Genomic DNA, 12,178 nt, shown 5'->3' with positions numbered 1-12,178 from the left:
TACTATTGAGTCATCGCCGCGGGGTGGAGCAGCTCGGTAGCTCGCTGGGCTCATAACCCAGAGGTCGCAGGTTCAAATCCTGTCCCCGCTACTGAAACTCAGGGCCGGAACCAATTGGTTCCGGCCCTGAGTGTTTTCCGCGATGATGCGCGAAGATTTTCCGACTCGCTCGCCGCCCCCGGTTCGGCAACCCTGGTGAGGTGGAGGAACGGCGGATCTCGTACGCACGCCGGTTCGTCCGGCTGCTCCCCGCCCTGCTGATCGCGGCCGGGGGCGCGTACGACTACACACGCCCACCGACTTCACCGGCGCTCCCTTCTTCACCGCCGCGCCCCTGGTGGCCGCCCCGCTCTCCTCGCTGCGCGGCACGGTGCTCACAGGCCTCGCCGCCTTCGCCGTACTGCTCACGCTCCGCCTCATCCTCGGCGGCATCTCCCGGGCGGAGGTGATCACCGAGCTGGTCACCGTGGTCACCGTCGCCGTGCTCGCCGTCCTCGTCAACGTCCTCGTCCGGCGCAGCGGCGAGCGCCTCGCCTCCGCCCGGGAGATCGCCGAGGCCGCCCAGCGCGCCGTACTGCCCGAGCCCGCCGAGCGGATCGGCGGTGTCCAGATCGCGGCACGGTAGAGGCCGCGCAGGAGGGCGCCTCCATCGGCGGCGACCTGTACGCCGTGGAGGACACTCCGCACGGCGTCCGGCTCGTCGTGGGGGACGTGCGCGGCAAGGGCAAGGGCAAGGGCATGGGCGCGGTCGCGGCGGTCGCCGTCGTCATCGGGGCCTTCCGGGAGGCCGCCGAGCAGGAGGTCACGCTGGAGGCGGTGGCGCAGCGGCTGGAGCGGGCGCCGGCGCGTGAACGCACGCGGCGCGAGGGGATCGAGTCCTCCGAGGGCTTCACCACCGTCGTCCTCGCCGAGCTGCCGCACGGCGACGGGACCGTGCGCCTCGTCAACCGAGGGCATCCACCGCCCCTGCTGCTGTACGCCGACGGCGCCGTGCGCCCGCTGCACGCCCCCGAGCCCGCGCTGCCGCTCGGCATGGGTGAGCTCGGCGCCTGGCCCGACCGGGCCCAGGAGGCCGGCTTCCCGAGCGGTGCCACGCTGCTGCTGTACACCGACGGTCTGTCCGAGGCGCGGGACGACAGGGACCGGTTCTACGACCCCGAGGCGCGGCTCGCGGGACGGGACAACGCCTGCCGCAAGCCGGCCGCGCTGCTCGACGTGCTCGCGGCGGAGGCGCGCAGGCACTCCGGGGGCGGCATGGCGGACGACCTGGCTCTCATGGCCGTACACCGACCTTGATCGTTGTCACCGGACGTGACCGGGCGACCGCCCTCCGCATAACAACTGACATACCGTCAATACCTGTGTGGTCCCTGAGTCCTGGCCAACTCGCCCGATTTAGGCCGCTCATGACCCGTAAGTCCAGGCGAGAATCGTTAATGATCAAGCGGAACAGCTTGGAATCCACACCCCGCGTCTATTAACGTTCGATAACGCAGCGCGGTCGTCCCAGCCGTCACAAGAGGCGGCTCCGTGCGCACGCGCCGAATCCCGCAAGGGAACCGGGGAACCACCACCTTGGGGTGAATCGCATGGATGCCGCCGTGAACTCACGGCCGGTATACGCGCGTAGGAGACCTTCCTGCTCCGAACCCGTCAGCTAACCCGGTAGGCGAGAAGGAAGGAAAGGAGCACGCCCACGTGGCGTCCAACAGGCCTGCCCAGCAAGCCCCGTTCGTGCCGAGCCAACGCGGTACCGACACCTTCGGCTACGACCGCTACCGCACCGACGAGGGCCCGTTGGAGGAGTGGAACCCCACCGCGGAGTCCATTCGTCCCGTTCGCGGCAGGCATCGCGTCTCCAAGCAGCGCGGCGGGGGACTCGCCCGCAGCTCCACGGTTCTCGGCGTCGGTGTCATAGCCGCCGTCGGCGCGGGCGGCATGGCCAGCGCGAACAGCGGCAAGCCGCCGGTCGCCATCACCATGCCGGACCTGCCCCTCATCTCCGACGACGACTCCTCCGCGGCCGCCGAGGACACCGCGACCGCGCTGAGCAGCATGGGCGCGGCGACCGAGGAGACCACGCAGGGCACCACCGACGCCGGTGAGGCGCTGCGCAGCCGGATCATCGCGCAGGCCGAGCTGCAGCAGGACCAGATCGACAACAAGGCCGCCGCGGCCGCCGTCGCCGCTGCAGAGAAGGAGGCCGCCGCCGCGGCCGCCAAGGCGGAGAAGGAGGCCGAGGCCAAGGCCGCCGCCGCGAAGGCCAAGGCCGAGGAGGAGGCCCGCAAGAAGGCCGAGGCCGAGCGCCTCGCCGAGCTGGCCAAGCAGTTCACGCTGCCGACCTCCTCGTACACCATCACCTCGACCTTCGGTCAGGCCGGCGCCTACTGGTCCTCCGGCTACCACACGGGTCTCGACTTCGCCGCCCCCACCGGCACGCTGATCAAGGCGGTTCACTCCGGCACGATCACCTTCGCCGGCTGGGACGGGTCCTACGGCTACAAGACGGTGCTCACCCTCGACGACGGCACCGAGCTCTGGTACGCGCACCAGTCCTCGATCAGCGTGAGCGTCGGCCAGAAGGTCAGCACGGGCGACGTCATCGGCCGCGTGGGCGCCACGGGCAACGTGACCGGCGCACACCTGCACCTCGAGGTACACCCCGACGGCAGCACGAGCGGCATCGACCCGCTGGCGTGGCTGCGCGGCAAGGGGCTCACGCCCTGAGGTTCCCCCACTTCTGATCCCCGGCGGTCCTGACGGCAACCCCCCGACGTCAGGGCTGCCGGTTTTCCGGAGCGCCGGGGCCGCTTGTTTACGGGAACTTTGCGGCGGACCCGGAAGAACGGCCTCTGCCAAGAGCGTTGGCAGGGAGCATGACTGCTTCCCTGCGCAAGCTCGGCTCCTCCGACCTCGAGGTCTTCCCGCTCTCCCTCGGCGGCAACGTCTTCGGCTGGACCGCCGACGAGACCCAGTCCTTCGCCGTCCTCGACGCCTACGCGGCGGCGGGCGGCAACTTCATCGACACGGCCGACTCGTACTCGGCGTGGGTCGAGGGCAACGTGGGCGGTGAGTCCGAGACCATCATCGGCAAGTGGGTCAAGGCGCGCGGCAACCGGGACGACGTCGTGATCGCCACGAAGGCCAGCCAGCACCCCGACTTCCAGGGCCTGACCGCGGCCAACATCAAGGCCGCCGCCGACGCCTCCCTGCGCCGCCTCGGCACGGATCACATCGACCTCTACTACACCCACTTCGACAAGCCGGAAGTGCCGGTCGAGGAGATCATCGGCGCCCTGGACGAGCTGGTGAAGGCGGGCAAGGTCCGGCACATCGCCGCGTCCAACATCTCGGCGGAACGGCTGGCGGCCTCCCTCGCCTTCTCCGACCGCGAGGGCCTGGCCCGGTATGTGGCTCTTCAGCCCCACTACAACCTGGTCTCCCGCGACACCTACGAGGGCGAGCTCCAGAACCTCGCCGAACGCGAAGGCCTCGCGGCGGTCCCGTACTACGCCCTCGCGTCCGGCTTCCTCACGGGCAAGTACCGCGCCGATACGGCGGTACAGAGCCCGCGCGCCCAGGGCGCCGGCAAGTACCTGGAGACGGAGCGGGGCCAACGGGTGCTGGCCGCGCTCGACGAGGTCGCCCAGGCCCACGCGGCCCCCGTGGCCACGGTGGCCCTGTCCTGGCTCGCGACCCAGCCGACGGTAGCGGCCCCCATCGCCTCGGCCCGGACACTCGAACAACTGCCGGCGCTGCTGGGAGTGGCCGAGCTGACCCTGACGGACGAGGAACTGGCGAACCTGACGGAGGCGTCCGCCTGAGGCACTGCCATTCCTAGCCCCCACCCACCCGTAGGGGGCTTGGCCCTGCGGCGCTGACCTCGCTTCTCGGCGCCGGCCCGTGCATTTCAGCCCGTCCGGCGTTTGAGGACGAGGCCCGTTCAGGGCCGATGCGGGGGTCTGGGGGCGGCAGCCCCCAGGAAGCGCGGGGTCGAAGGGGCGGCAGCCCCTGGGGGATGGGACGGGTAGGGGCGGCGGGGGCGAGGCAACGAGGTCGACACCCCGAGCCGCTCCAACCCCGCCGCTCACGTCCGATACGGGTTGTACGCGGGATACGGCGCCGCCCCGTACCGGTCCCCGTACGGCTGCCCATACGACGGCCAGTAAACCGGCACCGGCGCCCCATACCCGTACGCCGACCAAGCCTGCGCGGCCCCCGCATGCTCCAGCGCCGGCCGCGCCACCTCCCGACGCCGCCACAACTCGTGCAGCAACTCCCGCTCCCGTACGACGAAGTCGGCGCCGGCCCGCCCACGCCGCCCCCGATGCCGTAGAAACGCCAACGACGTGGCGTACGCCTCGTACTGCGCCACCCCCCGAGCCGCAGCCCGCCCCCCACGCCGCCGCGCATACTGCCGTGCCGTCCGCCTGGCCCGCATCGAGCCGAGCACGAAGGGCTCGCCCGGCGTCAGCCACCCGGCGACGACATAGGCGGGCAACTCCTCGCGCACGGTCCGCAGCTCGCGCTGCCGGGTCCAGATCACCAGCCACGTCAGCAGCCCGAACGCGGGCACCATGAAGGCCGCGTACACCGCGAAGAAACCGAACTCCCCGAAGGACGACGAGCCGTTCCACAGCGCGTGCATGCCCATGGCGAGCAGCAGCCCGGAGAAGGGAAGGAGGACGCGCCGCACATGCTGCCGGTCGCCCGACAGCGCGGCGATGCCGAAACCGATACCGGTGAGGACCGTGAAGAGCGGGTGCGCGAAGGGCGACATGATCACGCGGACGAAGAAGGTCGCCGCGGTCACGGAGGCGATACCGCTGTCGCCGGAGAGCTGGTCGGTACCGAAGGCGGTGCCGAGGTAGAGGATGTTCTCGGTGAAGGCGAAGCCGGTGGCGGTGACCCCCGCTATCACCACGCCGTCGACTATCCCGGTGAAGTCCCGTCGGCGGAAGAGAAAGACGAGCAGCACGGCCGCGGCCTTCGCCGTCTCCTCCACGACGGGCGCTATGACCGTCGCGCCGAGAGTGTCCGCGTGCGACGGATCGGCCGTCGCGGTCGCTATCCATCTGGTCGCGAAACTGTTGGCGACGATCGCTATCAGCGCCGCCGCGCAGGCGCCCCAGGCGAACGAGAACAGCAGATTGCGCCAGGGCCCCGGCTCGACCCGGTCCAGCCACCGGAAGGAGGCGACGAGCAGTGGCACGGGCAGGACGGCGAGCCCGAGCCCGACCAGGAACCCTTCGGTGCCGGTCTGCTCACGTACCAGGGCGAGGATGACCAGCCCGGAGAGCGCGAGCAGGGTGCTGAGCGCGCCGTAACGCACCCACCGCTGCTGCCACCAGTGCGCGTGCCGCCGTGCGCCGCTGGCGGGGCCGGTGGGGGGCGTCGGGTACGGGGGACAGGTGGCCACGGCATTGACCCTAACGAGGCAGGGGCGCCGCCCGCAGCAGCGCGAGGGGCTCTGGCGCCGGTGGGGGGTTGCTTCGGTGCTGCTGTAGACGCTCTTGTCGGTACTGTTCGCCCGGTCGTCGGCCGGATGCTCTTCCCATCCGGTGGTCCGCCGGAGGTTCGTGCCATCCGTTGGCGGCCGAATGTTCGTCCCATCCAGTCGTCCGCCGGATGTTCTTCCGCTGCTCCTACCGCTGTACGCGCCGGAAGAGCAGGTCGTTCACCACATGACCCTTGTCCAGTCCCTGCCCCTCGAAACGGGTCAGCGGCCGGAACGGGGGACGGGGCGCGAAACCGCCGTCTTCCTGTGTGTTCTCGAAGTCGGGGTGCGCGGTCAGCACTTCGAGCATCTGTTCGGCGTACGGCTCCCAGTCGGTGGCGCAGTGCAGGAGGGCGCCGGGCCTCAGCCGGGTCGCGGCGAGGCTGAGGAACTCGGGCTGGATGAGCCGCCGCTTGTGGTGCCGCTTCTTGGGCCAGGGGTCGGGGAAGTAGACGCGCAGCCCGTCGAGCGAGTCGGGGGTGAGCATCTCGCGCAGCAGGATGATGGCGTCCCCGTTGCCGACCCGGATGTTGGGCAGCCCGTTCTGGTCGGCGAGATTGAGCAGGTTTCCCTGCCCGGGGGTGTGGACGTCGACGGCGAGGATGTTGGTACCGGGGTCGGCGGCGGCCATCTGGGCCGTGGCCTCCCCCATCCCGAAGCCGATCTCCAGCACGACGGGGTTGTCGTTCCCGAACAGCTCGGCGAAGTCGACGACGCGCTGCCCGTCGATGTCGAGCCCCCACTTGGGCCAGAGCCGCTGCAACGCGTCCGCCTGCCCCGCGGTCACCCGGCTCCGCCGCGGCTGGAAGCTGCGGATCCGCCGCTCGAAGTGCGACCCGGCGGGGTCGGCCTTGGGCCCGTCCGGGAACCGGGGCTCACCCTTGGCCCGGGTGTGCCGAACCGAGACACCGGGGACGTGGCCGGGGTGGTCCTCGCCGGGAATGCCGGAAGCGTCCGGGGCGCCGGGAATGCCGGGCTGACCGGAGGCGCCGGGCTGGGGGACTTCGGGGGCGTTGAGGGAGTCAGACACAGTGGGGTCGATTTTACGTGCTCCGCACGGTCACCCTCCGGGCCGTGACCGGCACGGCCGCCTTGACCGGCACGGCCGACGCCCTTGCTTCCCCCTCGGCCGCTCAAGCCTCCCCGAGCACCGCCAACGCTCTGCGGGCCACCTCCCGCCCGATCGGCAGGGAAGCCGTCGCCGCGGGGCTCGGTGCGTTCAGCACATGCACCGCCCGCGGTCCCTCCCGGATCAGGAAGTCGTCCACCAGCGTCCCGTCCCGCAACACCGCCTGCGCCCGCACCCCGGCCGCCGCGGGCACCAGATCGTCCGCCGTCACCGCCGGCAGCAGCCTGCGCACCGCCACGCCGAACGCCGCCTTGGACACCGACCGCCGAAGCTCCCCGGCCCCGTACCGCCAGTGCCGCCGCGCCATCCGCCACACCCCGGGCCACGCCACCGTCCCCCCGGCCTCCCGCGGCCGTACGACGCCCCAGCTGTACCCCTCCCGGGCCAGCGCCGGCACCGCGTTGGGCCCGATGTGCACATCGCCGTCGATCCCGCGCGTGAGGTGCACTCCGAGGAACGGGAACGCCGGATCCGGCACCGGATACACCAGCCCCCGCACCAGCTCGGGCCGCGCCAGCGAGTAGTACTCGCCCCGGAACGGCACGATCCGCACCTCCGGCTCGTCCCCCGTCATGCGGGCCACCTCGTCGCAGTACAGCCCGGCACAGTTCACCAGAACCCGTCCCCGCACCACGTCCCCGCGCGTGGTCCGTACGGCGACCCCCAGCTCGGCCCGCCGGTCGACGTGCTCGACCTGCGCGCCGTACCGGATCTCCGCCCCCGACGCCTCGGCCAGCTGGCGGGCGACCCCGACGAAGTCGCACACGCCCGTCGTCCCGACGTGTATCGCGGCGAGGCCCCGCACCTCGGGCTCGTACTCCGCGATCTGCGTGGCGCCCAGCTCCCGGACCGGAATCCCGTTCTCCCGCCCGCGCTGCACCAGGGCGTGCAGCCGCGGCAGCTCCTCCCGCTCGGTCGCGACGATCAGCTTGCCGGTGACGGCGTGCGCGATGCCGTACTCCGCGCAGAACTTGACCATCTCGGCGGCGCCCCGCACCGCGTACCGCGCCTTCAGCGACCCCGGCCGGTAGTAGATCCCGCTGTGGATGACCCCGCTGTTGCGCCCCGTCTGATGCCGGGCGGGACCCGGCTCCTTCTCCAGCACGGTCACCCGCGTGCCCGGTGCGGCCCGCGTGATCGCGTACGCGGTGGACAGCCCGACGATCCCCCCACCGATCACGAGCACGTCACAGTCGTAGACGATCCCCGGCCGCACCTGCACCACCTCCTGCATCCGATAGTGCACTGCGCCACTGACAACGCGTTCAAACGCAGGAGGGACGGGTCCCTCCGTTCCGGTCCCCGCCCCTGTTCCGGCTCAGGCGGGGGCCATCAACAACGGCCGTGCCCGCTCCCTCAGCTCCACGACCCGCGGCTCGTCCCCGTAGGGCTCCAAACGGTGCAGGAGATCCTTCACGTACTCCGTGGTGCGGGCCGACGATATGCGCCCCGCGACCTCCACCGCCCGCACCCCCTGCTCGCACGCCGCATCGAGATTGCCCGACTCGAGCTCGGCCACCGCCGAAACGACGAGCCGCAGCCCGTGCGAGCGTACGAACTCCTCCGTCGGCTTCGACAGCGCCTGCTCCGTGAACCGCCGCACCTGTCGCGGCGCCTTCAGGTCCCGGTAGCACTCGGCGGCGTCCGCGGCGAACCGGTCGTAGGAGTAGAACCCGAGCCAGGACGGATCGTTGTCCCCCTCCCGGGACCGCTCCAGCCACCCCTCCGCCGCCTTCAACGCCGCGCCGGCCGCCTGCGCGTCACCGGTGCGCGCGTGCGCGCGTGCCTCGACGAGCCGGAAGAAGCTCATGGTGCGGGCCGTGGCGAGCCCCCGGTTGCGCTCCAGGGCGGCCTGGGCGAGGTCGACGCCCTCGTCGCCGAAGCCCCGGTAGGTCGCCTGGAGCGACATCGTGGCCAGGACGTACCCGCCGAGGGGCACGTCGGCGGCCGCGCGCGCGAGGCGCAGTGCCTGGATGTAGTACCGCTGGGCGGCCTCCTGCTGCCCGGTGTCGAAGGCCATCCAGCCGGCGAGACGCGTGAGTTCGGCACTCGCCCCGAACAGGGCCCGGCCCACCTCGTCGGAGTACGAGCCGAGCAGCAGCGGCGCCGCCTCCACTCGTAAGCACTCGGGCACCATGGACGAACGCCAGTCGCCGCCTCCGTACTTGGAGTCCCAGCGCCTGGCGTCCTCGGCGGCCTCGCGCAGCTTCTGCACATCGCTGTGGCCGACTTTGAGCGGTGCGCCGGAGCCCTCGGAGGGGCTCACCTCGCGCGCCACCGAGCTGTCGGCCGGGGTTATCAGCCACCGTGAGGCAGGCGTTGCGTATGCGCTTACTGCGAACGATCCGGCCAGCGACTGCCAGATGCCGCCGGAGCCGGCACGGCGGCCGGCGAGGTCGAGACGGTACAGCTCCGTCGCCGACTTCACCGCCTGTCCGACGTCCCGGGGGAAGGCGAGGCCCACTTCGGGGGCGGGGTCCGCGTCCGCCAGGCCGATCTCGTGGAGCGGCACCGGACGGCCCAGCTTCTGGCCGATGGCGGCCGCGATGAGGTGCGGCGCGGCGCCCTGCGGCACCATGCCCTTCGACACCCAGCGCGCCACCGACGTCTTGTCGTAGCGAAGAGTCAGGCCCCGCTGAGCGCCAAGATCGTTGACGCGTCGGGCGAGTCCTGCGTTGCTGATTCCCGCGAGGGCGAGAACGGCGCCGAGCTTTTCGTTCGGCCCGCGTTGCTCCCTGGACATGCGCCACCCCTCGACACAGACGGCTGCCGCGCTGGCATAACCACGCGGCATTCGTAAACCCAGCGTAGTTCGCCGCATCCCAAGCGTTAAGGGGCATTGTTCCGGATGGCGGGATTGTGGTCCGCACTCAAGTGCGCACCCCCTACGCACAGTTGTGGCGTGCTCCCGTTGTGTGGCTGTGCGCCTGTCCGTGCGCTCTTCTCCAGCCACCGGGGGAGCGGTTCCATGGCTTCTGCGTGGGTCGGCCCGCTGTACTGGATCCAGTGGGCTGGGGGATTCCGCCGCCTACATCCCCGCGGGCGGCGGAACGGTCCGGGGGGCGTACGGCGTTCCCCGGACTGCGCGCACGTCGAGTACGGCGAGTAGTGCGCAGGACTTGCACGGAGCGTGCGTGAGCCTGTCCCTGCAGCGCCGATTTGGCCGAAAATCGACCCTGCTTCTTCCGGGTAATTACCGCTCCCACCACGGAACTTGAGGGCGCAGGGGGCGTTTTTGGGGAGCGTATCGGGGGCGCATTCGCGTCGCAGGCGTCGAGCGATCCCCTTGCCCCGCGCGGGCGTTCGGACCGCGCGAGGGTCCCCGCGCGGGCGCGATCCCGGGATCTCGAGCGGCTCCGCCGCCCCTCCACCGCGCCTCCTTCATGGCAGCATGGTGAGCCAGTTCGTACGGTGCACTGGTTGTCCACAGGCTGTGGAGGCGTCGATGCGGTGGTTGGTGGGATGGAGCAGCACCGCCGCGGTGGCCGCCGCGATCGGCTCCGCGGGGGCGACCGGAAGCGACGGCGAGACCGTGCACCCGGTGGGGTCCCAACTCCTGTGGGGCGACCCGGATCCGCTGTGGGCGGTCGGCGACTGGCGCCCGGACGAGGTGCGCGTGGTCAAGGCCGACGAGCAGACCCGGATCGCGGTACTCGGCACCTGCGGGGCGAGCGACGAGCAACTGCGGGTCGGTCTGTTCGCCGCGCGCGGAGGGGCGCTTCGGCACCTGACGGCGTGGTCCGGCAGCTACACGGCCGTCGTCCAGGTCGGCCGCAGGGTCACCGTGTGCGGCGATCTGGCCGGCGCACGGCCGGTGTTCTACACCCCGTGGGCCGGCGGCACGGCCTACGCGACCGCCGCCCTCCCCCTCGCCGACCTCATCGAGGCCAACCTCGACTTCGGCCACCTCGCCGCACTGCTCGCCGCCCCCGACGTACCGGCGGCCCTGCACGACTCCACCCCGTACGACGGCGTACGGCGCATTCCGCCGGGACATGCGCTGATCCTGCGCGCCGGGGCACGCGAGATCGCCGGGTACGAACCGGTCGCCTCGCTGGCGGTGGCGGCACCGACGGCGGACCCGGACAGCGCGGTGGACGCCGTACGGGACGCCCTGGTGGAGGCGGTACGCGCGCGTCTGTCCGCACCTCGCCATGTTCCCGGCGCCGACATAGACCCGGGGCCGGTCCCGGGCATGGGCCCCGCCGAACGGCGGGCCGCGCGCGGGATGCCGGTTCCGGGCATCGGCGCGGACCTGTCCGGAGGCCCGGCCTCAGGAACCCTCGCCCTCCTGGCCGCCGGCCTCCCGGGGATGCCGGGCACGGTGCTGGGCCACGGCACGGGCGCGGGGGAGCGGCTGCTGGCGGTGACGTTCAACGACCTGGCGGTCGGCGGCCGCGAGGCCGAGCTGGAACGCGCCGGCACCTTGGCGGCCAACCCGCGCCTGCACCACGTGGTGGTGACGGGCGGCGAGGAGACACTGCCGTACGCCGAACTCGAGGGCCCCCTGACGGACGAGCCGGGCCCGAGCCTGGTGACGGCGGCAAGGCACCGCGCACGCCTGGCGTCCGGCAGCGCGGACCACTTCACGGGTTACGGCGCCCGCCAGGTCCTGGACGCCCACCCCGCCCGCTTGGCCGACCTCCTGATGGACCGCAAACGCCGCCACCTGGTCCGCCCGGTCGCGGCCCTGGCGAAGGCGGACGGCTCGGTCCTGGTCCCCGCGCGCGTGTACGGCGCGGCACGCAAACTGTCCCGCACCCCCTACCGAACGGGCCTGGAATCCCTGGCGGACCGCCTCCTCCACCGCCGCTTCGACGAACCCGGAGGCGCCGTGGGGGCGTCGCTCGCCGCGCTCACCTGGGCCAGACCGGGCCCGGCGGCCCGCTGGCTGACCGGCGAGGCGCTGGCTGAAGTATCGGTTCGCCTGCAAGCGGCGACGAGCCGCAGCGGCGTGGGCCCCGGCCAACGCCCCGGCGACTACCGCGCGCGTGCGGCACTGGCCCGCCACGCCTCCGACATCCGCGTCCTGGAACAAGCCGCCGAGATCCGCTTCCAGCGCCTCCACACCCCGTTCCTCGACAACCAGGTCGTCCGCGCCTGCCGGTCCCTCCCCGAAGCCCTCCGCGTCCAGCCCGGCGCCCGCGCCGCGATCCTCCGTACGGTCCTGGAAGGCGCCGGAGTCGCCGACCTCCCCCCGGGCTGGGGCGCCCCGTCCCACGCACCGACGGCGGTCGCGGCCCGAACGGGCCTGAGAGCGGCCGCGGACTCCCTGATGTCCCTCTTCGGCACCCCCCTCCTCGCCCAAGCGGGCTTGGTGGAGGCCCGCGTGGTCCGCAAGGCCCTCCGCGCAGCAGCCGAGGGCGAACCCCTCCCTCTCGACGGCCTGGCCGACCTGGTCTCCCTGGAACTGTGGCTACGCCGCCTACTGTCCCGCCGAGGCACCTGCTGGACAGGCACCCCGGCCCGACAGCGAGCAGTACCGGAGGGGATCAGGCCGCAGCGGGGGGCGCTGGGGGCGGGGGCGGCGGGGCGGGGGTAGGTGGGTGCTT

General features: G+C 72.1%; 7 protein-coding genes, 1 tRNA gene, 1 pseudogene and 1 riboswitch. Of the genes and pseudogenes, 5 read left to right on the top strand and 4 right to left on the bottom strand.

The genetic code is table 11. The features are described from left to right. The first annotated feature begins 17 nt into the window (after positions 1–17). The 4 genes and pseudogenes from ACIREI_RS38055 (at position 18) to ACIREI_RS38040 (ending at position 3,824) form a co-directional block, all read left to right on the top strand. Positions 18–91, top strand: a tRNA-Met gene (locus tag ACIREI_RS38055). A gap of 109 nt (positions 92–200) precedes the next feature. Further along, a pseudogene (locus ACIREI_RS38050) lies at positions 201–1,296 on the top strand (PP2C family protein-serine/threonine phosphatase). A gap of 233 nt (positions 1,297–1,529) precedes the next feature. Continuing rightward, positions 1,530–1,687, top strand: a riboswitch (cyclic di-AMP (ydaO/yuaA leader). 11 nt (positions 1,688–1,698) lie between these two features. Then, positions 1,699–2,727 (top strand): M23 family metallopeptidase, encoded by a 1,029-nt coding sequence (locus ACIREI_RS38045; RefSeq protein WP_403343209.1) that lies wholly within the window; start codon positions 1,699–1,701, stop codon positions 2,725–2,727. Positions 2,728–2,876: 149 nt separating this feature from the next. After that, positions 2,877–3,824 (top strand): aldo/keto reductase, encoded by a 948-nt coding sequence (locus tag ACIREI_RS38040; protein ID WP_403343206.1) that lies wholly within the window; start codon positions 2,877–2,879, stop codon positions 3,822–3,824. Positions 3,825–4,087: 263 nt separating this feature from the next. On the opposite strand, the gene ACIREI_RS38035 is transcribed toward ACIREI_RS38040, so the two are convergent. From ACIREI_RS38035 to ACIREI_RS38020, 4 genes are all read right to left on the bottom strand, one after another. Then, on the bottom strand, positions 4,088–5,419 hold the full coding sequence (locus ACIREI_RS38035) for a PrsW family intramembrane metalloprotease (RefSeq protein WP_403343203.1): 1,332 nt from the start codon (positions 5,417–5,419) through the stop codon (positions 4,088–4,090). A gap of 226 nt (positions 5,420–5,645) precedes the next feature. Next, positions 5,646–6,527 (bottom strand): tRNA (guanosine(46)-N7)-methyltransferase TrmB, encoded by an 882-nt coding sequence (gene trmB, locus ACIREI_RS38030; RefSeq protein WP_403343200.1) that lies wholly within the window; start codon positions 6,525–6,527, stop codon positions 5,646–5,648. 103 nt (positions 6,528–6,630) lie between these two features. Then, on the bottom strand, positions 6,631–7,860 hold the full coding sequence (lhgO, locus tag ACIREI_RS38025; RefSeq protein ID WP_403343554.1) for an L-2-hydroxyglutarate oxidase: 1,230 nt from the start codon (positions 7,858–7,860) through the stop codon (positions 6,631–6,633). Between the two features lie 84 nt (positions 7,861–7,944). Continuing rightward, positions 7,945–9,369 carry an MFS transporter gene (locus tag ACIREI_RS38020; protein WP_403343197.1) on the bottom strand — a complete coding sequence of 475 codons (1,425 nt, stop codon included), beginning with the start codon at positions 9,367–9,369 and terminating at the stop codon, positions 7,945–7,947. 702 nt (positions 9,370–10,071) lie between these two features. Between ACIREI_RS38020 and ACIREI_RS38015 the strand changes: the two genes are divergently transcribed. Beyond that, entirely contained in the window at positions 10,072–12,168 is a 2,097-nt protein-coding gene (locus ACIREI_RS38015) for an asparagine synthase-related protein (protein ID WP_403343195.1), read from the top strand. Positions 12,169–12,178: the final 10 nt, after the last annotated feature.

This window comes from Streptomyces sp. NPDC093591 (assembly GCF_044764885.1).
GTDB lineage: Bacteria > Actinomycetota > Actinomycetes > Streptomycetales > Streptomycetaceae > Streptomyces.
Note: the sequence above shows the minus strand (reverse complement) of the source record. Positions and strands in the feature narration are given on the sequence as shown.

What these genes read in the sequence shown, in the direction of transcription:
- ACIREI_RS38015 (WP_403343195.1), top strand. Translation starts at nt 10,072, where the DNA reads ATGCGGTGGTTGGTGGGATGGAGCAGCACCGCCGCGGTGGCCGCCGCG.
- ACIREI_RS38020 (WP_403343197.1), bottom strand. Translation starts at nt 9,369, where the DNA reads ATGTCCAGGGAGCAACGCGGGCCGAACGAAAAGCTCGGCGCCGTTCTC.
- lhgO (WP_403343554.1), bottom strand. Translation starts at nt 7,860, where the DNA reads ATGCAGGAGGTGGTGCAGGTGCGGCCGGGGATCGTCTACGACTGTGAC.
- ACIREI_RS38040 (WP_403343206.1), top strand. Translation starts at nt 2,877, where the DNA reads ATGACTGCTTCCCTGCGCAAGCTCGGCTCCTCCGACCTCGAGGTCTTC.